The 18,521-nt window shown below is 66.0% G+C and carries 20 protein-coding genes and 1 pseudogene; 8 read left to right on the top strand and 13 right to left on the bottom strand.

Annotated elements, in window-relative coordinates; genetic code table 11:
- Positions 1-70: 70 nt before the first annotated feature.
- The 8 genes from KBW95_RS23455 to mltG form a co-directional block, all read right to left on the bottom strand.
- Positions 71-985: a methyltransferase domain-containing protein gene (locus tag KBW95_RS23455; protein WP_211522782.1), complete on the bottom strand. Its 915-nt coding sequence runs from the start codon at positions 983-985 to the stop codon at positions 71-73.
- A gap of 121 nt (positions 986-1,106) precedes the next feature.
- Positions 1,107-1,778: an ankyrin repeat domain-containing protein gene (locus tag KBW95_RS23450; RefSeq protein ID WP_211529471.1), complete on the bottom strand. Its 672-nt coding sequence runs from the start codon at positions 1,776-1,778 to the stop codon at positions 1,107-1,109.
- 3 nt (positions 1,779-1,781) lie between these two features.
- Complete coding sequence (locus tag KBW95_RS23445; protein ID WP_211522780.1) at positions 1,782-2,564, bottom strand: TatD family hydrolase; 783 nt, start codon at positions 2,562-2,564, stop codon at positions 1,782-1,784.
- Between the two features lie 36 nt (positions 2,565-2,600).
- Entirely contained in the window at positions 2,601-3,119 is a 519-nt protein-coding gene (locus KBW95_RS23440) for a GNAT family N-acetyltransferase (protein ID WP_211522779.1), read from the bottom strand.
- A 27-nt stretch (positions 3,120-3,146) separates the two neighbouring features.
- Positions 3,147-3,524, bottom strand: a complete 378-nt coding sequence (locus tag KBW95_RS23435) for a PilZ domain-containing protein (RefSeq protein WP_211522778.1) — start codon at positions 3,522-3,524, stop codon at positions 3,147-3,149.
- Between the two features lie 18 nt (positions 3,525-3,542).
- On the bottom strand, positions 3,543-4,556 hold the full coding sequence (locus KBW95_RS23430; protein WP_229429972.1) for a DNA polymerase III subunit delta': 1,014 nt from the start codon (positions 4,554-4,556) through the stop codon (positions 3,543-3,545).
- A gap of 2 nt (positions 4,557-4,558) precedes the next feature.
- The gene (gene tmk, locus KBW95_RS23425; protein ID WP_211529470.1) at positions 4,559-5,185 is read right to left on the bottom strand and encodes a dTMP kinase; all 627 of its coding nucleotides are present in this window, start codon (positions 5,183-5,185) and stop codon (positions 4,559-4,561) included.
- Complete coding sequence (gene mltG, locus KBW95_RS23420; protein ID WP_211522776.1) at positions 5,182-6,180, bottom strand: endolytic transglycosylase MltG; 999 nt, start codon at positions 6,178-6,180, stop codon at positions 5,182-5,184. Before mltG ends, tmk begins: the two co-directional genes overlap by 4 nt.
- Positions 6,181-6,281: 101 nt before the next feature.
- On the opposite strand from mltG, the gene KBW95_RS23415 reads away from it, so the two are divergent.
- The 3 genes from KBW95_RS23415 to KBW95_RS23405 are packed head-to-tail and all read left to right on the top strand — an operon-like array spanning position 6,282 to position 8,385.
- On the top strand, positions 6,282-7,340 hold the full coding sequence (locus KBW95_RS23415; RefSeq protein WP_211522775.1) for a folate-binding protein YgfZ: 1,059 nt from the start codon (positions 6,282-6,284) through the stop codon (positions 7,338-7,340).
- Between the two features lie 2 nt (positions 7,341-7,342).
- Positions 7,343-7,633, top strand: a complete 291-nt coding sequence (locus KBW95_RS23410; protein ID WP_211522774.1) for a DUF4936 family protein — start codon at positions 7,343-7,345, stop codon at positions 7,631-7,633.
- Complete coding sequence (locus tag KBW95_RS23405) at positions 7,624-8,385, top strand: NRDE family protein (protein WP_211522773.1); 762 nt, start codon at positions 7,624-7,626, stop codon at positions 8,383-8,385. Before KBW95_RS23410 ends, KBW95_RS23405 begins: the two co-directional genes overlap by 10 nt.
- A gap of 8 nt (positions 8,386-8,393) precedes the next feature.
- Here the strand turns inward: KBW95_RS23405 and KBW95_RS23400 are convergent, their stop codons facing one another.
- Complete coding sequence (locus KBW95_RS23400; protein WP_229429971.1) at positions 8,394-9,536, bottom strand: serine hydrolase; 1,143 nt, start codon at positions 9,534-9,536, stop codon at positions 8,394-8,396.
- Between the two features lie 223 nt (positions 9,537-9,759).
- Between KBW95_RS23400 and KBW95_RS23395 the strand changes: the two genes are divergently transcribed.
- The 3 genes from KBW95_RS23395 (at position 9,760) to KBW95_RS23385 (ending at position 12,891) form a co-directional block, all read left to right on the top strand.
- Positions 9,760-11,610: a glycosyl hydrolase family 18 protein gene (locus KBW95_RS23395; protein ID WP_211529469.1), complete on the top strand. Its 1,851-nt coding sequence runs from the start codon at positions 9,760-9,762 to the stop codon at positions 11,608-11,610.
- Between the two features lie 174 nt (positions 11,611-11,784).
- Entirely contained in the window at positions 11,785-12,519 is a 735-nt protein-coding gene (locus tag KBW95_RS23390) for an alpha/beta hydrolase (protein WP_373888848.1), read from the top strand.
- A 24-nt stretch (positions 12,520-12,543) separates the two neighbouring features.
- Complete coding sequence (locus KBW95_RS23385) at positions 12,544-12,891, top strand: GFA family protein (protein ID WP_211529467.1); 348 nt, start codon at positions 12,544-12,546, stop codon at positions 12,889-12,891.
- A 10-nt stretch (positions 12,892-12,901) separates the two neighbouring features.
- Here the strand turns inward: KBW95_RS23385 and KBW95_RS23380 are convergent, their stop codons facing one another.
- From KBW95_RS23380 to KBW95_RS23365, 4 genes are read right to left on the bottom strand one after another with little or no spacing between them, the layout of a single operon-like run.
- Complete coding sequence (locus tag KBW95_RS23380) at positions 12,902-13,810, bottom strand: SDR family oxidoreductase (RefSeq protein WP_211529466.1); 909 nt, start codon at positions 13,808-13,810, stop codon at positions 12,902-12,904.
- A gap of 37 nt (positions 13,811-13,847) precedes the next feature.
- Positions 13,848-14,630, bottom strand: coding sequence for an SDR family oxidoreductase (locus tag KBW95_RS23375; RefSeq protein ID WP_211529465.1), 783 nt, complete (start codon positions 14,628-14,630; stop codon positions 13,848-13,850).
- Positions 14,631-14,664: 34 nt separating this feature from the next.
- Positions 14,665-14,967, bottom strand: coding sequence for a Dabb family protein (locus KBW95_RS23370; protein WP_211522765.1), 303 nt, complete (start codon positions 14,965-14,967; stop codon positions 14,665-14,667).
- Positions 14,968-14,986: 19 nt separating this feature from the next.
- Complete coding sequence (locus KBW95_RS23365) at positions 14,987-16,165, bottom strand: acetyl-CoA C-acyltransferase (protein ID WP_211522764.1); 1,179 nt, start codon at positions 16,163-16,165, stop codon at positions 14,987-14,989.
- Positions 16,166-16,476: 311 nt separating this feature from the next.
- On the opposite strand from KBW95_RS23365, the gene KBW95_RS23360 reads away from it, so the two are divergent.
- Both KBW95_RS23360 and KBW95_RS23355 read left to right on the top strand, forming a co-directional pair.
- Complete coding sequence (locus KBW95_RS23360) at positions 16,477-18,177, top strand: MFS transporter (RefSeq protein WP_229429970.1); 1,701 nt, start codon at positions 16,477-16,479, stop codon at positions 18,175-18,177.
- A 128-nt stretch (positions 18,178-18,305) separates the two neighbouring features.
- Positions 18,306-18,521 (top strand): annotated as a pseudogene (locus tag KBW95_RS23355) (IS1595 family transposase); the annotation flags it as partial.

The following is an 18,521-nucleotide window of genomic DNA, read 5'->3' as shown; positions in this document are numbered from 1 at the left end:
GCAGGCCGGGACCCAAGTTCGTCGCACACCGCACGGCTACCGATGGCCGCATGCGCCCGCCCATCATCAATCAAGCAAACTCCGCCACCCTCTCCGCCACCTCGCGATTCACCACCTGCGCCTCGATCGACGCCTGCAGCGACGGAATCGACCCGCCCGCCCGGTAATGGAAGCTCACGCGCAGCAAATCCCCCGCCTCGACCGCCATCGGCCTGGCCAGCGGCAAGGTCATGTAGTGGTTCAGCCAGTCGATCGTGGTCGACTGCTCCTGCACCACCGCCAGCACGTTCTTGGTAATGAAGCGCATCGCATTGAGCGTGCCCGCCTGCTCGATCAGCACCGAGCCTTCGAAGCCGATATGGGTATCGACCGGGGTCTGGAAGTCGATGATGCTGTACACCGCCGGCTGGCCCAGTTCCACGGTGCCCGGATACACGACGCCGGTCTCCTGGAACTGCACGATCGGCGCATGGAAACCTTCGAAATCGTATTCCTGCTGGATCGGCTGGGCCGCCATGATCACGGCCTCGGGCAGGAACACCGGCAGCGGACCGCCGAATTTTGCCAGGTAGCGGCGCTTGAAGGACTCGATCACCTCGACCTGCTTCTCGCGCAGCATGCCCACGTGGATCATCTCGCAGATCACGACATCCACCGGTTCCGGCGGCAGGTAGTCGAAGGCGTCCGCGTGGATCACCTCGACCTTGTGGCCGTTCGGATTGATCGCCAGGAATTTGCGCGCCTCGCGCACCATGTCGGGGTTGTATTCGACGCAGTAGACCTTGCTCGCCTGCTGGGCCGCGAAGAAGGACAGCACGCCGGTGCCGCCGCCCAGTTCCAGGACGCGCGCGCCCGGGAAGACCGCGTAGTGGATGGCGGACTTGAAGCTGTGCATCCGGTTCTGGTCCATCAGCATGTTGTGATGGTAGTGGACGGGGATGAACTGCCCCAGGTAGCAGCTTTCGATTTCGCGTTCGTTCAGCATGATGTTCCCGATTGTCGTGATGTCCGGAGTGGACCGTAAGGACATTATGGACAAGCAGGCATGCCGCCGAAGGGCCGAGCTGCGGGGTCTTTCACCCCTAGTTCTCGGCGGAAACGTTAAATCATTGGGGTTTAGCGCCGGTAATGGCCTGCGCCAGCCCCGTGTGCCCTGCCCGCTCGGCGATCTGGGCGGCCGTCAGGCCTTCGGTGTTCTTCAGGCCCGGCTTCGCCCCGCGCTTGAGCAGCAGCTGCGCGGTCGCATCGTGGCCCTCGCGCGCCGCCATCATCAGCGGCGTGTAGGCGCCGCTCTGGCGCGGCGACAATGCGTCGAGCTTGGCGCCGCGCTCGGCCAGCAGGCCGATAATTTCCACATCGCCCGCCGCCGCCGCATAGTGCAGCGGCGTCCAGCCGGCGCGGTTCACCTTCGCGCCCTTGGCCAGCAGCGCGTTGACGGCCTCCTTGTTGCGCTTGAAGGCGGCCATCATCAAGGCCGTGTTGCCGTTCGCGGCCGTAGCCTCGAGATCGGTCCCGGGGTGTTCCAGCAGGGCCTGGAACACGTTTTTCGCATCCTCGCGCACCGCCAGCACCAGCGCGGTATCGCCGCCGACCGGGTTGCGCTCGTTGGCGTTGACCGTGGCGCCCACCATCTTGCGCACCGTCGAGGCGTCGTCGGTCTGGACCGCCCGGAAAAAGGACGTCACCTGTTCCGGGGTCGGCGGCGGCACCGCCTGGGCGGTGGACAGGAAGCCTGCGAGCAGGCCGGCAAGGACGATGGAGCGGCGGGTGGTGGACATGGTTCAGTTCCTCGCGGTCTGGAACAGCTTGAAGAAGTTCTCGGTGGTCTGCTGGGCCACGTCGCGCAGCGAGACGCCCTTCAGGGTGGCGATGAACTCGGCCACGTGGGCGACATAGCCCGGCTCGTTCATCTTGCCGCGGAAAGGCACCGGGGCCAGGTAGGGCGAATCGGTCTCGATCAGCATGCGCTCGAGCGGCACGGCCCTGGCGACCTCCTGCAATTCCTTGGCGCTCTTGAAGGTCACGATACCCGAGAACGAAATATAAAAGCCCTGGGCCATGGCGGCCTGGGCGACTTCCAGCGACTCGGTGAAGCAATGCATGACGCCTGCCACGCCGCCCTGGTCGGTTCCGGCGCCCTCTTCCTGCATGATGCGTATGGTGTCGGCACTGGCGGCGCGGGTGTGGATGATCAGCGGCTTGCGGGTCTCGCGCGAAGCGCGGATGTGGGTGCGGAAGCGCTCGCGCTGCCATTCCAGGTCGCCCTCGAGGCGGTAGTAGTCGAGACCGGTCTCGCCGATGGCGACGATCTTGGGATGATCGGCCAGCTCGACCAGCTGCAGCACCGTCGGCTCGGGCGTGTCCTCGTAGTCGGGATGGACGCCGACCGAGGCGTAGATGTGCGGATATTGCTCGGCCAGGGCGAGCACCTGGGGGAAATCCGGCAGGTCGACCGAGACGCACAGCGCATGCGTCACCTTGTTCTCGGCCATCTTGGCCATGATCTCGGGCATCCGGGCAGCCAGCTCCGGGAAATTAATGTGGCAATGGGAATCGATGAACATCCCGCCATTTTAATCGAGCTGCGGCTAGACCGTTATTCAGGCGACGCGCTTGCCCAGGATGACCAGGTCGCGTTCGATGCCGTCCAGGTTCGCCACGCGCGGGAAATTGGCCCAGGTATCGAAACCGTACTTGCGGAACAGCGCCAGGCTCGGCACATTGTGGCCGAAGATAAAGCCCAGCAGGGTGTGCACCTTCACTTCCGGCGCAAACGCCATCGCCAGCTCCAGGCAATAGCGGCCAATGCCCTTGCCGCGCGCCTTCTCGGCGATATAGATCGACACCTCGGCGGTGCCCGAGTAGGCCGGACGGCCGTAGAAGTTCGAATACGACAACCACCCCAGCACTTCGGGCTTGTCGCTGCTGTCGTCCGCGGCGTGGATCACCCACAGCGGCCGGCGATCCGGCGTGTGGTCCGCAAACCATTGCTCGCGCGATTGCACGGTGATCGGTTCGGTATCGGCGGTGACTTCGCGCGAAGCGATGGTGGAGTTATAGATATCGACGATGACCGGCAGGTCGTCGCGCGTAGCGAGGCGGTGGACGTAGGACGGCATACAGCAGGAAGTGGGTTGGAAACTCGGTTACAGGGTATGGGTCGCGCGCGACGAACGCAGGGCCGCGCCGAGGATTTCTTCGATGCGCAGCTTGGCGCGCTGCCCGGACTCGTCCGCCGGGAAGTGCACGCCGATGCCCTGCGCCTTGTTGTTGTTCGCGCCCGCCGGGGTGATCCAGGCCACCTTGCCGGCGATCGGGTATTTGTTCGGGTCGTCCATCAGCGACAGGATCAGGTAGATCTCGTCGCCGATCTTGTACGGCTTGTTGGTCGGCACGAACATGCCGCCGTTCTTGAGGAAAGGCATGTAGGCGGCGTACAGGGCCGCCTTTTCCTTGATGGCCAGGGACAGCACGGACGGCCGCGGCGCTTGCGCTGCGTTCGGGTCTGTCGGGGTGGCGCTCATCGGTATCCTCTCATTGCATCAGCTGCAGCACGAAGTGTACTCAAGCAACATGTCTTCGACAAACAATTTTGCCGACAGCGGGTGCTCGGCCACCGCGCGGCGCTCGTTGGTCGCCTTGATCGCGCGCATCAGGCTCGCAGTGTGCACCTTGGCCGCCAGGGCCGCAAGCTCGCGCTCATGGCGGGGATAATAGCGGATCTGGCCGGACAGCTTGAAGGCGAACACATCGTACAGCCAGCGCTGCAGCCAGGCCACCAGGGCGGGCAGCTCGCCCTTGGACAGGCGCTCGGCGGCGCGCAGCGCACCATCCCTGGACGGCTGGGCCAGGAAATGCAGCAGCGCTTCCAGTTCCTCGCGGCTGCCGCCCTCGCTTTCGGCCAGCGCGGCCAGCGGCGCGCCGCCCTGCTCGCGCAGCCAGCTGTCGGCGTCCGCCACGCCCTGGGCCTTGAGCCAGGCCAGGGCTTCCTCATGCGAAGGCATGGGCAGGGCGAACTTGCGGCAGCGCGACAGGATCGTCGGCAGCAGGCGGTCCAGGCTGTTCGAGGCCAGCAGGAAGACGGTGCCGGGCGGCGGCTCTTCCAGGGTCTTGAGCAGGGCGTTCGAGGCCGGCATGTTGAGCGCTTCGGCCGGATACAGCACCACCACCCGCAAGCCCTGGCGGTGGGTCGAGATGTTCATGAAATCGGCCAGCGCGCGGATCTGCTCGATCTTGATTTCCTTGGACGGCTTGGCGGACTTGGCCTTGCGCTCGCCCTCCGCGCCCTCCTCGCCCTCCGGCGCTTCGTCCTCGAAGGCCTCCGGGCGCACCCGGCGGTAGTCCGGATGATTGTGCTGCACGAACCAGCCGCAGGAAGCGCACACGCCGCAGGCGTGGCCGTCCGGCTGCACGTTCTCGCACAGCAGGGCCTGAGCAAAGGTTTCCAGGAAATCGGCCTTGCCGGTGCCGGCCGGGCCATGGAACAGGATGGCATGCGGCATGCGGGCGCGCATCTGCTGCAGCTGCGCCCACGCGGCTTCCTGCCACGGATACATCGTCACAACAATTTCTCCAGTACTTCCGATAAACGCACGCGGGTGTCTTCGATCGAGCGGGTCGAATCGATCACCACGATCCGCTCCGGGAACTCGGCCGCGCGGCGCAGGTACTCGTTGCGACATTTCTCGAAGAAGTCGGCCTGCTCGCGCTCGAACTTGTCGAGGGTGCGGGTGGCGTCCAGGCGCTCGCGCGCCACGGCGAGCGGCACGTCGAACAGCAAGGTCAGGTCGGGCTGCAAATCGGGATGAACCCAGTGCTCCAGCGCTTCCATCTTGTCACGCGCCAGGCCGCGCCCGCCGCTCTGGTAGGCGAAGCTGGCGTCGGTGAAACGGTCCGACAGCACCCAGTTTCCGAGCGCCATCTGGGGCGCGATGACCTGGGCAATGTGCTCGCGGCGGCTGGCGAACATCAGCAGCGCCTCGGTTTCCAGGTGCATCTTCTCGTGCAACAGCAATTCGCGCAGCTTTTCGCCCAGCGGCGTACCGCCCGGCTCGCGCGAGGAGACCACGTTCTTGCCGCGCGCGCGCAAGAAGTCGGTGACGAAGCCGATGTGGGTGGATTTCCCGGCGCCGTCGATGCCTTCGAAACTGATGAACTTTCCGCGCAACGTACTACCTTCGCTCATCGGGTGATCTTTCGCTGATACTGGTTGACCGCGCGGTTGTGGTCCAGCAGGTTGTCGGAGAACTGGCTGGTGCCGTCCCCGCGCGACACGAAATACAGGGCCGGCGTCTTCTCCGGCGCCAGCGCCGCGTTCAGCGACTGGATGCCCGGCAGCGCGATCGGGGTCGGCGGCAGGCCGCCGCGCGTATAGGTATTGTAAGGCGTGTCGGTTTCCAGGTCCTTCTTGCGGATCTGGCCATCGAAACGCTCGCCCATGCCGTAGATGACGGTCGGATCGGTCTGCAGCAGCATGCCGGTGCGCAGGCGGTTCACGAACACGCCCGCGATCATGCCGCGTTCGCTCTTCTGGCCCGTTTCCTTTTCCACGATCGAGGCCATGATCAGGGCCTCGTAGGGCGTCTTGTAGGGCAGGTTCTGGTCGCGTTTTTCCCAGGCCGCCTTCAGGTGGCTCAGCATCGCCTGGTGCGCCTTCTTGTAGATCTCGAGCTCGGACGAGCCCTTGGCGAACAGGTAGGTGTCCGGGAAGAACAGGCCTTCGGGATCCTTGTATTCGGTCGAGATCTTGGCCATCAGTTCCTGGTCCGACAGCTTGACCGTATCGTGCTTCAGGCGCTCGTGGGCGGCCAGGGCCTGGCGCATCTGGCGGAAGCTCCAGCCTTCGATGATGGTGATCGCTTCCTGGGCGAATTCGCCGCGCACCAGTTGCGACAGCAGCTGGCGCGGCGAGGTGTCCGGTTTCAGTTCATAGCTGCCGGCCTTGATCTTGGCGGCCTGGCCGGTCACGCGGGCCAGCAGCGCGAACAGGTAGCGGTTGAGCGGAACGCCGGCGCTGGCGATCTGCTGCGCGGCGGCCGCCGCGCCACTGCCCGGGTTGACCGTGAATTCGATCGCCGGTCCTGCCGTGGTCAGGGGCTGCTTGGCCCACCAGGAGAAACTGCCGACCGCGGCGATCGCCACGACAACGCTGGCGACGAGGAGTTTTTTAATCAGAGCCATGGGGTTTTGCTTGGTATTGCGCCGTGTCCGGCGCGATTTTCTCGACATCTTTATAATGAGCCCGTAATGATAAAGCCTAATTGCAAGATCATATTCGATTTATGAGTCACTGGACTGAACAACTTTCTGCGCTCGGCGCCCGCTTTCACGTCGACGAGGCGAACCAGGTCGAGGATTTCGGCCGTGTATTGACGGCTGCCGACCTGGCCGCCGGCTTCGTCGCCCCCGTGACCGATCTCGGTCTCATCGCCGTCGCCGGCGACGATGCCGCGACCTTCCTGCACGGCCAGCTCACCAACGACGTCGAGCACCTCGGCCAGGGCGACGCCCGCCTGGCCGGTTTCTGCACGCCCAAGGGCCGCCTGCAGGCCACCTTCCTGATGTGGCGCGACCAGGACGCGGTCTACCTGCAGTTGCCGCGTGCGATCCAGCCCCCGCTGCAAAAGCGCCTCAGCATGTTCGTGCTGCGCGCCAAGGCCAAGCTGCGCGACGCCACCGACGAAGCGCCGTTCCAGGCGGTCCTCGGCCTGGGCGGCGCCAAAGCCGAAGCGGCGCTGCGCCGCCACGTCGCTACCCTGCCCACTGCGCCCATGACCAAGGTCAGCGGCGAAGCGGGCACGGTGCTCCGGCTGCACGATGCCTTCGGCATGCCACGCTACCTGTGGCTGGCGACGAGCGACACAGGCCTCGCCGCGCTGACCGCCCTCAAGGACGAACTGGCGCTGGGCGGCAACCAGGCCTGGCAGCTGGCGGCGATCCACGCCGGCTCGCCCCAGGTGACCGCCGCGACGCAGGAACAGTTCGTGCCGCAGATGGTCAATTTCGAGCTGCTGGGCGGCGTGAATTTCAAGAAAGGCTGCTATCCCGGCCAGGAGATCGTCGCACGCACCAAGTATCTTGGCAAGATCAAGCGCCGCGCGGCCCTGGCCAGCGTCGAGAATGCGGCCGCCCGTCCCGGCGACGAGGTATTCTCCCTCGCCGATCCGGACCAGCCTTGCGGCATGGTCGTGAATGCGGCGCCGAACGGCAGCGGCGGAGCCGACGTGCTGGTCGAGATCAAGCTGGCCGCGCTGGACGAGGAAGTGCGCCTGGGCTCGAGCGCGGGTCCGCGCCTGGCCTTTGCGCCCCTGCCCTACAGCCTCGACGCCGTCGACGACTGACGATGGTCGACCTGTACGTCTACTACAAGGTGCGCGAACACGACGCCGCCCGCCTCGCCCCGCTGGTACGGGCGATGCAACAGCGCCTCGCCGACGGCGAAGGCGTGCAAGTGCAGCTCAAGCGCCGTCCCGACGCCAGGGATGGCCTGCAGACCTGGATGGAAGTCTATCCCGGGGTCGGGGAAGGTTTCGCCGCGGCGCTGGAACGCGCCGCCGATGCCGCCGGCCTGCACGCGATCATCGAAGGCCCGCGCCGGGCGGAAGTATTCACGGATCTAGCGCCATGTGCTTGATAGTCTTTGCCTGGCACGTCGTCCCCGGCGTGCCGGTGATCGCGGCCGCCAACCGCGACGAATTCTACGACCGCCCGGCGATGCCGGCCGCGCCCTGGCCCGAGCATCCGCACGTGATCGCGGGGCGCGACCTGCAGGGCGGCGGCAGCTGGATGGGCGTTTCGCTGTCGGGCCCCGGCGGTCCGCGCTTCGCGGCCCTCACCAACATCCGCGCGCCCAGCGAACGGCGCCTCGATGCGCCGACGCGCGGCGCCCTGGTGGCCGACTTCCTGAAGGACGACATCAGCGCGGCCGATTACGTGGCGCGCATCGCGGCCCGCGCGGACGATTACAACGGCTATAACCTGGTGCTTGGCGACCACGAAGCCTTGTACTGGTACTCGAACCGCGGCCACGCCGACCCGCGCAACGGCCAGCCGCTGGAGCCGGGCCGCATCTACGGCATCTCGAACGGCCTGCTGGACGCGCCCTGGCCCAAGGTGCTGCGCACCAAGGCGCAATTCGCGAGCCTGCTGTGCCAGGGGGCGCCCGAGGACGCCTACTTCGAAATGCTGGCCGACACCACGCGCGCGCCCGACCTGCGCCTGCCGGAGACCGGCGTGCCGCTCGAGGTCGAACGCATGCTGTCGCCGGTGTGCATCGAGTCCGAAGGCTACGGCACCCGGACCTCGACCGTCGTCAAGCTGTACCGCGACGCGCCGCCGGAGCTGCACGAACGCGTGGTCCAGCCGCAGGCGCGCGAGACGGCTTAGCGCGGCGTCTAGCGGACCACGGCGCCGGCGATCTGCTGCAGCAGCCGGTTCACCTTCACCACGCCGCCATCGTCGTCGTACATGCCGGCAGTGAGGACCACCACCAGGTCCAGCCCCGGCACCAGGAACAGCCGCTGGCCGCCATTGCCGAAGGCCGCCGCCCAGCGCTGTTCCGTGCCGAGCGTCCTGGTCGTTCCCAGCCACCACTGGTAGCCGTAGTGGCGGCCGTCGCCGATGTCCGCGTGCGGGCGCAGCGAGGCGTCGATCCATTCCGCGGGCACGATCTGCCGTCCGTTCCAGGCGCCGCGCTGCAGAACCAGCTGGCCGATTTTCGCAAGATCATAAGGGCGCATGCGCAGGCCGGCGAAGGCCAGCGGGCGGCCGCGCAGGTCGGACATCCATTCCCAGTCCGTGATCCCCAGCGGCGCGAACAGGCGCTCGCGCGCATAGTCCGGCAGCGGCATGCCCGCGCCCTGCGCCAGCAACCTGGCCAGGATCGCCGTGGCGCCGCCGGTATAGTGAAAGTGCGTGCCGGCCGCATGCAGCATGGGCCGCGCCAGCACCACTTTCTCCTGCGAGGCGCGCCAGTACAGCGCCAGTTCGTCGTTACCGAGCCCGTACTGGTAGGGTTCCTTCCATTCCAGTCCGCTGGTCATGCTCAGCAGGTGCTCGACCGTGATCGCCTCGCGCCCTTCCCGCTTGTATTGCGCCAGTTCCGGAAACAGGTCCAGCACGCGGGCGTGGAGCGGCGGCGTCCTGCCCTCGGCCTGGGCGATTCCCCACAGCAGGCCCACCACCGATTTGCTGACCGAGCGCAGGTCGTGGCGGTTGGCGGCGTCGAATTCGACCGTGCGCGGGAACAGGGAGTACACCGAGCGGTCCTTGCCGGTCCGGTAGCGCTCCGCGACCAGCCTGCCGCGACGCTGGATCACCAGCCCGTGCAGGTTGGCGTCGCCCGCCTGGAACTCGGTCAGCACCTGGCACAGGCGCTCCGCATCGAAGCCCTCGTCGACGCCGGCCGCGGTCTCGGCCGGATTGCAGGCCACGGCAGCGCCCGCCCACAGGCAGCACAGCGCGGCGGCAGTGCGCAGCAGTCTGAGAAAACGCGGGGACTCGGGTAGCGCGGTGGGGAATGCAATGGATAGTGACATGCTCGGTACAATTGAAGGAGGCGCGCAATCTTGCCATGGAATCAAGCCAGGCAAGCACATTCGCCGCCCGCCAGTCCGAAAGAATTTACCCTGCATGAACCGCCCCGCTGACGGGGCCGCGCCGCTCCCCCCAGGGGTGGGGGCATTACACTTTGGTGACATCTTTGGACTTGCCTCGGCTGCTAGCATGTTTCCTTGTGGTAATAATCAAAAGGAGAATGCAATGCATATCAAGTTCAGCCGCGTGGCCGCGATGTCGATGCTGTCCCTGGCCATGAGCGCCCCCTGGCATGCCTTCGCTGCCGACAACCCAAGCGGCAAATGGGTCACCGGCTACTACGGCGGCTACTTCTGGGACAACAGCGACTACCAGGCGCCCGAGCACGTCGACATGACGGCCATGACCCACCTGGTGTTCGCCCGCATCGGTCCGGGCGGCGGCGCCAAGGGCCTGCCCGGCGAAGTGGTGCCCGGCGCCGGCACCGCCCACGACCGCCGCGACATCGGTCCCGGCGCCCCCTACGACCTGACGGTCGAGGAATACATGGTCAAGCGCGCCCACCACGCCGGCATCAAGGCCCTGATCATGCTGGGCGGCGAAGGCGACAACGCGGGCTTCATCGCCTCTTCGCGCCCCGAAGTGCGGCCCGCTTTCGTGAAAAACCTGGTCGACTACATGGTGGCCAAGGACTATGACGGCATCGACGTCGACTGGGAAGGCATCAAGGACAGCGCGATCGAGGAACAGGCCCTGCTCGAAGCCCTGATCGCCGACCTGCGCAAGGAAGCGAATTCGCGCCCGCGCTACCAGGACAAGCCGGTCATCGTCACCTTCCCGGCCGGCATGCTCAACATGAACATCGACAAGGTCAGCGCCCACAGCCTGCGCGTGGCCGCCATGGTCGACCAGTACAACTTCATGAGCTACGGCATGGGCTGGTTCGGCCAGGGCTGGAACAGCACCACCTTCGCACCGCTGACCGGCCACAGCGCGGCGCGTCCGATGTCGATCGCCGGCACCATCCAGAAATATGTCGACGCCGGCGTGCCGCGCAACAAGCTCGGCATGGGCCTGGGCTTCTATGGCATGCACTACGCGCCGCCCTACACCGGTCCGGACCAGGTGACCGACGGCGACCTGGCCAACTGGTCGGTCTACGACGTGCGCTGGAACTACCGCCAGCTGCACAAGCACGGCTACCTGGACAAGGGCATCTACGCCTGGGACGAGGCCACGCAGACCAGCTACCGCACCTACCCGGGCGGCTATACCCCGTCCACGCGTCCGGAATGGACCACCGGCTACCTGAGTTACGAGGAGCCGGCGACCATTGCCGCCAAGGGCGCGTGGACGCAATCCACCCGCGAAGGCGAAGGCGCGGGCGGCACCATCATCTGGCTGGTCAACTACGGCACCACCGACGGCGTCAACAACCCGCTGCTCACCGCCGTCAAAAAAGCCTTCATCGACCCCAACGCGACCGAGCCGGGCCCGAACCCGAACCCGCTGCCGCCGCCCGCGCCGCCGGTCGTCGAGAGCACCCTGGTGGCCTCCAACGACTGGGGCAGCGGTTACTGCGGCACGCTCACGGTGCGCAACGTCGGCGCCACCGCAGGCGAATGGACGGTGGAGCGCCAGTTCCCCGACACCGTCACTTCGCTGTGGAACGGCGGCTACACCCTGGCCAACCAGGTCCTCACTGTCAAAGGCGCGAACTGGAACAAGATGCTGCGCCCCGGCGAGTCGACCGAGATCGGCCTGTGCGCCACCCGCCCGGTCAAGCCGGTGGAGATGCCGCCCGAACTGCCCGCAGGCTCGCTCAAGGCGACGCTCGCGATCACCGCCGACTGGACCAGCGGCTACTGCGCCAGCGTGTCGGTGGCCAATACCAGCACGGTCAAGGCCATCGGCTGGACGGTGCTGGTCCCGAACATCCAGGGTACGGTGACCTCGTTCTGGAACGGCAAGCACAGCATGGATGGGGCGACCATGAGCCTCTCGGGTCCTGACTGGAACCGCGACCTGGCGGCCGGCGCGACCAACAGCGACGCGGGTTTCTGCGCCACCCGGTAAGCCTGGAGCCGGCGATCGGTGCGGCTTTCCGGGAGAATCGCGGGGTGCCGATGCAGGTATACTTCGCACCATCTCCACTCCACGCCGACCGCCCATGCCGCCTGTCCGCATCCGCGCCTTACCCTGCTGTACCCGTGGGCCGGCCGCATGAAGGCCTTCGCCGCGATATTGTGCGTGCTCCTCGCCGCGTACCTCGGCGTCTGCGCGCTGCTGTTCTTCAAGCAGCGCTCGCTCATCTACTTCCCACCCCAGCGCGCCGCGCTGCAGGCGCCGCAGGTGACCACCCTGGCGGCGCCGGACGCGCTGCTGAAAGTGTCGCAGCGCGCCATGCCCGGCCCGAAAGCCTTGATCTACCTGGGAGGCAACGCCGAAGACGTCTCGGCCAGCCTGCCGCAGCTTGCACAAGCCTTCCCGGACCGTGCGCTCTACCTGCTGCACTACCGCGGCTATGCGGGCAGCTCCGGCACTCCCTTCGAGAAGGCCCTGGTGGCCGACGCCCTTGCCTTGTACGACAGGACCGCGACCGAACACCAGGACATCGTGCTCGTCGGGCGCAGCCTCGGCAGTGGCGTCGCGCTCCAGGTGGCGAGCCTGCGCCCGGTCAGCAAGCTGGTGCTGATCACGCCTTACGACAGCCTGCTCGAGCTCGCGGCAGCCCAGTTCCCCTGGTTCCCGGTGCGCTGGCTGCTGCAGGATAAATACGAATCCTGGCGCTATGTCCCGAAGGTGCAGGCGCCGACCATGATCATCGCGGCGCAGGACGACGAGGTGATCCCGCCCGCCAGCACACGGCGCCTGGCGGGGCGCTTCGCGCAAGACCGCGTCGTCATGCGTGTGATCGAGGGCGCGGGGCACGACACCATTTCCGACGGCGCCGGCTACGTCGAGGCGCTCGCCTGGGCTCATTAATCACGACCACAAAGGAGAAGAAGCATGCACTACCAAGGAAGCTGCCATTGCGGCGCCGTTGCCTTCGAAGTCGAGGGCGAGATCGACAGCGCGCTCGCCTGTAACTGCTCGATCTGTTCGCGCAAGGGTTCCCTGCTGTGGTTCGTGGCGCGCGACAAACTGCGGCTGCTGACGCCGGAGGAAGCGGCCAGCACCTACATGTTCAACAAGCACGTGATCAAGCACCGCTTCTGCCCGACCTGCGGCATTCACCCCTACGGCGAGGGCAGCGACCCGAAAGGCAATGCCATGGCGGCGATCAACCTGCGCTGCCTGGAGAACCTGGATCAGGACAGCATCCCGGTGCATCACTACGACGGCCGTTCGCACTGAACGATTGCGGCTAGTGCGGACGGCGCACGCCCGCCTTCAGCATTTCCAGTACCTGCGGTGTCGCCGCATACGGATCGGCCGGCGGCTCGGCCTTCACGATCGCCTCGAAACGTTCGGCCACCGCGCCCAGCGCCTGCGGGTGCGAATAGAGGTAGAAGCGGCCCTCGCGGATGCCGTCGAAGGTCAGGCGCGCCACGTCGGCCGCCGACACCTTGCCGGAACCGACCGCCTTCTCGGTCAGGGCCTGCGCGGCCATCTGGCTCGCGGTGACGCCCTCCTGGCTGTGCAGCCCGTCCGGCCGGTTGCGGTGCGAGTGTGCGATCGCGGTCGGCACGAAATAGGGGCACAGGACCGAGGTCCCGATGGGCGCCCCGACCAGCTGGAGGTCGTGGTAGAGCGTCTCCGACAGCGCCACGACCGCGTGCTTGGAGACGTTGTAGACCCCCAGGGCCGGCGCGGTGAGCAGCCCGGCCATGGAGGCCGTGTTGACGATGTGGCCTTCGAAGCCCGGATGCTTCTGCGCGCATTCGAGCATCACGCGCGTGAACACCCGTACGCCGTGGATCACACCCCACAGGTTCACGCCAAGCACCCACTCCCAGTCCTGTTCCGAATTCTCCCAGATCAGGCCGCCGGAGCCGACGCCGGCGTTGTTGAACACCAGGTGCACGGCGCCGAAGCGCGCGATGGCCGAGTCGGCCAGTTCCTGCACGTGGGCGCCCTTGCTGACGTCGCAGACCATGGCCAGCACCTCGGCCCCGCCATGCAGCAGCTCGTCGGCCGCGTGCTCGAGGGGCTTGGCTTGGACATCGGCCAGGACCAGCTTCATGCCCAGCCCCGCGGCCACGTTGGCGAATTCACGCCCCAGGCCGCTGGCCGCGCCGGTGATGACGGCCACCTTGCCGTGAAACTCCTTCATCGTCCTCTCCCCACAGATGACATCGCTGCGTCCGGAATCAGACCGCCGACACGCCTCCATCGACGGCCAGCGTCTGCCCGGTAATATGCTTGCCGGCGTCGGAGGCGAACAGCACCACCGCGCCCTTCAGGTCCTCGTCGTCGCCAAGGCGCTTGAGCGGCGCATCCTTGGCCAGGGTGTCCTCGCCGAAGGTCGCCAGCACCCCCTTGGTCATCTTGGACGGGAAGAAGCCCGGCGCGATCGAATTGACCGTGATGCCGTAGCGTCCCCATTCGCCCGCGAGGGTACGGGTGAAATTTACCACCGCGCCCTTGGACGTGTTGTACGCGAGGGTTTGCATGGTGCCCGGCGGGTTGCCGGCCAGGCCCGCAATCGACGAGATGTTGACGATGCGCCCGTAGCGGCGCGGGATCATGGACAGCTTGCCGACCCGCTGCGAGACCAGGAACATGGCGCGCACGTTCAGGTTCATCACCTTGTCCCAGGCCTCGAGCGGATAGTCCTCGGCCGGGGCGCCCCAGCTGGCGCCCGCATTGTTGACCAGGATGTCGACCTGCCCGAGCCGGCGCAGCGCCTCGTCCACGAAGGCATGGGCCTGGGCCTCGTTCGACAAGTCGACGGCGATGCTGGTGGCATCGATGCCGCGCGCCTTCAGGTGCGCCACGGCTTCATCGAGCTCCTCCTGCTTGCGCGAGGAAATCAGCAGGCGGGCGCCCTGCTCGCCGAGCGCCTCGGCCATCTGCAGGCCGAGCCCGCGCGAACCGCCGGTGACGATGGCGGTCTTGTCCTTCAGGGAAAACAGTTCGTGGGTGGTGCGCATGCGGTCTCCGTCTTGTTATAGGCCGAGCCTGGGCTCAGACTTCGTAATCCATGCACTGGCGCGCTTCGCGGATCGCGCCGATGAAAGGCACCAGGGCCTTGTGCGTCGGGTGGCTGGCGTAGGAGTCCAGCGCCGCCTTGTCCTCGAATTCCGAGTACAGCACCACATCGTAGGTGGCTTCCAGTCCCGGCTGGGCGATCACGACCTCGAACGTGAGGATGCCGGGCACGATGTGGGCGCACTCGTCGAGCCGGCGCTTCATTTCGCGCGCATTGGCGGCGCGGTCCGCGCCTTCGGCCTGCTCCTTGAGCTTCCACATCACGATATGCTTGATCATTACTTCTCCTAAAAAACGTTCAGACGACTTCAAACAGGCCGGCCGCGCCCTGGCCGCCGCCGATACACATGGTGGCCACCACGTACTTGACGCCGCGGCGCTTGCCTTCGATGAGCGCGTGGCCTACCAGGCGCGCGCCCGACACGCCGTAGGGATGGCCGACGGCGATGGCGCCGCCGTTGACATTCAGGCGCTCCATCGGGATGCCCAGCCGGTCGGCGCAATACAGCACCTGCACGGCGAAGGCTTCGTTCAGCTCCCACAGGCCGATGTCCTCGACACCCAGCCCGGCCTTCTGCAGCAGCTTCGGCACCGCGAACACGGGACCGATGCCCATTTCGTCCGGCTCGCAGCCGGCCACGGCGAAGCCGCGGAAGACCCCGAGCGGCTGCAGGCCCCTGGCCTCGGCCGCGCGGCTGCTCATGACGATGGTGGCGGCCGCGCCGTCCGAGAACTGGCTGGCGTTGCCGGCGTTGACGACGCCGCCCGGCAGCGCCGGACGAATTTTGGCTACCCCTTCCAGGGTGGTGTCGGCGCGGATGCCTTCGTCGGCACCGATCGTCACTTCGCGGGTGAGCAGCATGCCGGACGCCTTGTCGGCCACGCCCATCACGGTGGTCATGGGCACGATCTCGGCGTCGAACAGCCCGGCCGCCTGGGCGGCGGCGGCGCGCTGCTGGCTGCGCACGCCGTATTCGTCCTGGCGCTCGCGCGAAATCCCGTAGCGGCGCGCCACCGTCTCGGCGGTCTGCAGCATCGGCCAGTAGAGTTCCGGCTTGTTCTTCTTGAGCCACTGCTCGTAGAGCATGTGGCGGTTCATCTCCTGCTGGACGCAGGAGATCGATTCCACGCCGCCGGCGGCGTAGATCTCGCCCTCGCCGCTGAGGATGCGCTGGGCCGCCAGGGCGATGGTCTGCAGGCCGGAGGAACAGAAGCGGTTGACCGTCATTCCCGGCACGCCGACCGGGCAGCCGGCGCGCAGCGCGATCTGGCGCGCGACATTGACGCCGGTGGCGCCTTCGGGATTGGCGCAGCCCATCATGACGTCTTCCAGCTCGCCCGGGTCGATGCAGGCGCGCTCGATGGCCGCCTGCAGCACGTGGCCGCCCAGGGTGGCGCCGTGGGTCATGTTGAAGGCGCCTTTCCAGGATTTGGCAAGGGCGGTCCGGGCGGTCGAAACGATCACGGCGTCATGCATGCTGCTGTCTCCTGTTGTTCGTGTTGGACCGGCCGAGCATAGCATATAAGAACGGTCGTTCGTAATGAAACCGTGAAGACGCCGGTAGAGATCGTCGGACCCGGCCTTACGAGGGAGAAGCGCCTCGTCCGACACAGCCGCAAGCTGCACGAGCGTCCACTTGTAAGCTCCGTGTAAGCTGGCTGCAAGAATCGTGTAAGGTTTGCGGAACACACTCGGTCACAGCTGATAGGTAATTGGCAAGTTGCGTTAGCAATCCGTCAGCAACAGCGTCATCATCCGGAACAAAATTACTATACGGAGACAAACACATGGCTATCACACCCGGCATGACCGCCGGAGGAAAGGTTGCACCATCCTCCTCTGGCCTGACCAAGGAAGAGCGCAAGGTCATCGTCGCATCTTCCCTCGGTACCGTTTTTGAATGGTACGACTTCTATCTCTACGGTTCGCTCGCTTCCATCATCGCCAAGCAGTTCTTCATCGGCGATCCGACCACCACCTTCATCTTCGCGCTGCTGGCCTTCGCCGCCGGCTTCATCGTGCGTCCGTTCGGCGCGCTGGTGTTCGGCCGCCTGGGCGACATGATCGGCCGTAAGTACACCTTCCTGGTGACGATCCTGATCATGGGCGCATCGACCTTCCTGGTCGGCCTGCTGCCGAGCCACGCTCAGATCGGCATCGCGGCGCCGATCATCCTGGTCACCCTGCGCATCCTCCAGGGCCTGGCCCTGGGCGGCGAGTACGGCGGCGCGGCCACCTATGTGGCCGAGCACGCTCCGCACGGCAAGCGCGGCCTGTTCACCTCCTTCATCCAGACCACGGCGACCATCGGCCTGTTCCTGTCGCTGCTGGTGATCCTGGGCACCCGCACCGCCATGGGCGAAGAGGAGTTCCAGGCCTGGGGCTGGCGCATTCCCTTCCTGATCTCGGTGGTCCTGCTGGGCATCTCGGTCTGGATCCGTATGTCGATGTCCGAGTCGCCGGCCTTCGCCAAGATGAAGGCCGAGGGCAAGACCTCGAAGGCGCCGCTGTCGGAAGCCTTCCTGAACTGGAAGAACGGCAAAATCGCCCTGCTGGCGCTGGTCGGCCTGACCATGGGCCAGGCGGTGGTGTGGTACACCGGCCAGTTCTACGCCCTGTTCTTCCTGACCAAGACCCTGAAGATCGACGAGCCGACCGCCAACATCCTGATCGCGATTTCGCTGGCCCTGGCCACCCCGTTCTTCATCTTCTTCGGCTCGCTGTCGGACAAGATCGGGCGTAAAAAGATCATCCTGGGCGGCTGCCTGATCGCGGCGGTGACTTACTTCCCGATCTTCAAGGCCATCACCCACTACGGCAACCCGGCCCTCGAGCGTGCGATCCAGACCTCGCCGGTCGTGGTCGTGGCCGATCCGGAGACCTGCAGCTTCCAGGTCGACGCCACCGGCACCAAGAAATTCCCGTCCTCCTGCGACATCGCCACCCGCATGCTGACCGCGGCCTCGGTGAGCTACACCCGCCAGGACGCGCCGGCCGGCACCGTCGCATCGGTCAAGGTGGGCGACACGACCTTCCAGTCGTTCAACGCCGTCATGACGCCGGATAACCTGAACTTCGACGCCGCCAGCAAGGAGCGCGAAACCGTCCTGAAGAAGGAAGTCACCGGCGCCCTGAAGGCCGCTGGCTATCCGGAAAAGGCCGACCCGGCCGCGGTGAACAAGCCGATGCTGGTGCTGCTGCTGTTCATCCTGGTGATCTACGTCACCATGGTGTACGGCCCGATCGCGGCCATGCTGGTGGAAATGTTCCCGACCCGCATCCGCTATACCTCGATGTCGCTGCCGTATCACATCGGCAATGGCTGGTTCGGCGGCCTGCTGCCAACCACCACCTTCGCGCTGGTGGCCTTCAAGGGCGACATCTACTACGGCTTGTGGTATCCGATCATCATTGCCTTGATCACCGTGGTCGTGGGGGCGCTGTTCATCCGCGAGACCAAGGACAACGATATCTACGCGCATGACTGATCGCAGGATCGGTTAACGGAAAATGCCGCTGGGGACAGCGGCATTTTTTTGGCGCTGTCACCGTTGAGTGTTGAATCTTCCTTAACTGCTGAGGTCTAACGAGGATCCATATCTCGGCGGAGGAAGCGATGAAGGCCTCGACATTCAAGAAGTTGCTGGAACAGGTCGCAGTCCTGAGCAAGCGTCAACGCGAGCAGCTGCTTCAGGTACTGCGGTCGACGGTCGGCCTGGACCGCTTTACCGAAGTGATCGAGCAAGCCAAGCCGGCGCCGACATGCTGTCCTGCTTGCGGAGCGGCGCGATTTCATCGACACGGCCGGGCGCATGGCTTGCAGCGTTACCGT

Origin of the sequence: Massilia sp. ZL223, from assembly GCF_018119395.1 — a bacterium.
Classification (GTDB): domain Bacteria; phylum Pseudomonadota; class Gammaproteobacteria; order Burkholderiales; family Burkholderiaceae_D; genus Telluria.
Note: the sequence above shows the minus strand (reverse complement) of the source record. Positions and strands in the feature narration are given on the sequence as shown.

Coding starts and splice junctions, on each gene's coding strand:
- KBW95_RS23455 (WP_211522782.1), bottom strand. CDS start 985: ATGCTGAACGAACGCGAAATCGAAAGCTGCTACCTGGGGCAGTTCATC.
- KBW95_RS23450 (WP_211529471.1), bottom strand. CDS start 1,778: ATGTCCACCACCCGCCGCTCCATCGTCCTTGCCGGCCTGCTCGCAGGC.
- KBW95_RS23445 (WP_211522780.1), bottom strand. CDS start 2,564: ATGTTCATCGATTCCCATTGCCACATTAATTTCCCGGAGCTGGCTGCC.
- KBW95_RS23440 (WP_211522779.1), bottom strand. CDS start 3,119: ATGCCGTCCTACGTCCACCGCCTCGCTACGCGCGACGACCTGCCGGTC.
- KBW95_RS23435 (WP_211522778.1), bottom strand. CDS start 3,524: ATGAGCGCCACCCCGACAGACCCGAACGCAGCGCAAGCGCCGCGGCCG.
- KBW95_RS23430 (WP_229429972.1), bottom strand. CDS start 4,556: ATGTATCCGTGGCAGGAAGCCGCGTGGGCGCAGCTGCAGCAGATGCGC.
- tmk (WP_211529470.1), bottom strand. CDS start 5,185: ATGAGCGAAGGTAGTACGTTGCGCGGAAAGTTCATCAGTTTCGAAGGC.
- mltG (WP_211522776.1), bottom strand. CDS start 6,180: ATGGCTCTGATTAAAAAACTCCTCGTCGCCAGCGTTGTCGTGGCGATC.
- KBW95_RS23415 (WP_211522775.1), top strand. CDS start 6,282: ATGAGTCACTGGACTGAACAACTTTCTGCGCTCGGCGCCCGCTTTCAC.
- KBW95_RS23410 (WP_211522774.1), top strand. CDS start 7,343: ATGGTCGACCTGTACGTCTACTACAAGGTGCGCGAACACGACGCCGCC.
- KBW95_RS23405 (WP_211522773.1), top strand. CDS start 7,624: ATGTGCTTGATAGTCTTTGCCTGGCACGTCGTCCCCGGCGTGCCGGTG.
- KBW95_RS23400 (WP_229429971.1), bottom strand. CDS start 9,536: ATGTCACTATCCATTGCATTCCCCACCGCGCTACCCGAGTCCCCGCGT.
- KBW95_RS23395 (WP_211529469.1), top strand. CDS start 9,760: ATGCATATCAAGTTCAGCCGCGTGGCCGCGATGTCGATGCTGTCCCTG.
- KBW95_RS23385 (WP_211529467.1), top strand. CDS start 12,544: ATGCACTACCAAGGAAGCTGCCATTGCGGCGCCGTTGCCTTCGAAGTC.
- KBW95_RS23380 (WP_211529466.1), bottom strand. CDS start 13,810: ATGAAGGAGTTTCACGGCAAGGTGGCCGTCATCACCGGCGCGGCCAGC.
- KBW95_RS23375 (WP_211529465.1), bottom strand. CDS start 14,630: ATGCGCACCACCCACGAACTGTTTTCCCTGAAGGACAAGACCGCCATC.
- KBW95_RS23370 (WP_211522765.1), bottom strand. CDS start 14,967: ATGATCAAGCATATCGTGATGTGGAAGCTCAAGGAGCAGGCCGAAGGC.
- KBW95_RS23365 (WP_211522764.1), bottom strand. CDS start 16,165: ATGCATGACGCCGTGATCGTTTCGACCGCCCGGACCGCCCTTGCCAAA.
- KBW95_RS23360 (WP_229429970.1), top strand. CDS start 16,477: ATGGCTATCACACCCGGCATGACCGCCGGAGGAAAGGTTGCACCATCC.